Origin of the sequence: Dietzia sp. DQ11-38-2, from assembly GCF_014145055.1 — a bacterium.
In the GTDB taxonomy this organism is placed as follows: Bacteria; Actinomycetota; Actinomycetes; order Mycobacteriales; family Mycobacteriaceae; genus Dietzia.
This window is the reverse complement of sequence record NZ_JAALDW010000326.1, coordinates 1-982: the sequence shown is the minus strand read 5'-3', so window position 1 is coordinate 982 and position 982 is coordinate 1. Positions and strand designations below refer to the sequence as shown.

At 71.6% G+C, this 982-nt stretch carries 2 protein-coding genes; one reads left to right on the top strand and one right to left on the bottom strand.

Features of this window, described 5'->3' with window-relative positions; translation table 11 throughout:
• The coding region (locus G6026_RS17365; protein WP_241728044.1) for an FAD-binding oxidoreductase at positions 1-714 on the top strand (714 nt) is incomplete at its 5' end.
• 51 nt (positions 715-765) lie between these two features.
• Here the strand turns inward: G6026_RS17365 and G6026_RS11430 are convergent.
• On the bottom strand, positions 766-982 hold a 217-nt coding region (locus G6026_RS11430; RefSeq protein ID WP_182613245.1), incomplete at its 5' end, for a PhzF family phenazine biosynthesis protein.

Below are 982 nucleotides of genomic sequence, written 5' to 3'. Positions count from 1 at the left end.
TCCCGCCGACACGGGGTCCGGGTTCGCCAGAGCACCCGGGTCACGTCGCTGCTGCGGGGGCGGGGCGACCGGGTGGTGGGAGCCGAGTTCGCGGACGGCACCACGGTGCACGCCGAGCAGGTGATCCTCGCGACCGGGGTGTGGGCGCCGCAGCTCGGCGCCACCGTCGGTCTGGACCTGCCCGTCCGGGCCCAGCGCGCGCAACTGGTGCTGGTGGATCAGGGCGAACCGCTTCAGCACGTGCCCACGCTGTCGGACCTGGTGGGACTGCAGTACCTGTGCCGCGAGCCCAACGGGGAGATCCTCGCCGGCAACTCCGACCACCACGCACCGCAGTACATCGATCCGGACTCCTACTCCAACCGCGCCGACGACTCGACGATCGAGAAGGTCGTGGAGCGGCTCATGCACCGCCTTCCCGATATGCCGGATCCGGCGATCACCGGCAGCTACGTCGGGGCGTACGACACCACACCCGACTACAACCCGGTGATCGGCCCGTCACCCCTCGACGGGTTGTTCCTGGCGGTCGGCTTCTCGGGGCACGGGTTCAAGATGTCGCCCGCGGTCGGTCGACTGGTCGCGGAGTTGCTGCTCGACGGGACGACGACGATGTCGGGTGTCGACCCGACGGACTGCCGCCTCTCACGGTTCGCCGAGGGCAGGCCCACGATCAGCCTGAACCCGTACGTGGGCGCGGGCGAGATGCGCTGAACCGAGCCCGCCGGCGTCGCCACTCGCCTCCCCGCGGCCGCCCAGCGCCGGTCATCCCGCCCGGATCTCCCCGGTGACGAGGTGCGCCACATGACCGGTCACCCAGATGCCGGTGCCAGGGGCGTCGTCCGACCCGGCCGATATCGCCACGCGTCCCTCGCGGCCGAGCGCGGTGCCCTGTCTGGCGGTGTAGCGCGCGGGCAGCGTGCCGTTGCCGGTGAGCCACACGGCCAACCCCGCCTGGAAACTCCCCGTCACGGGGTCTTCC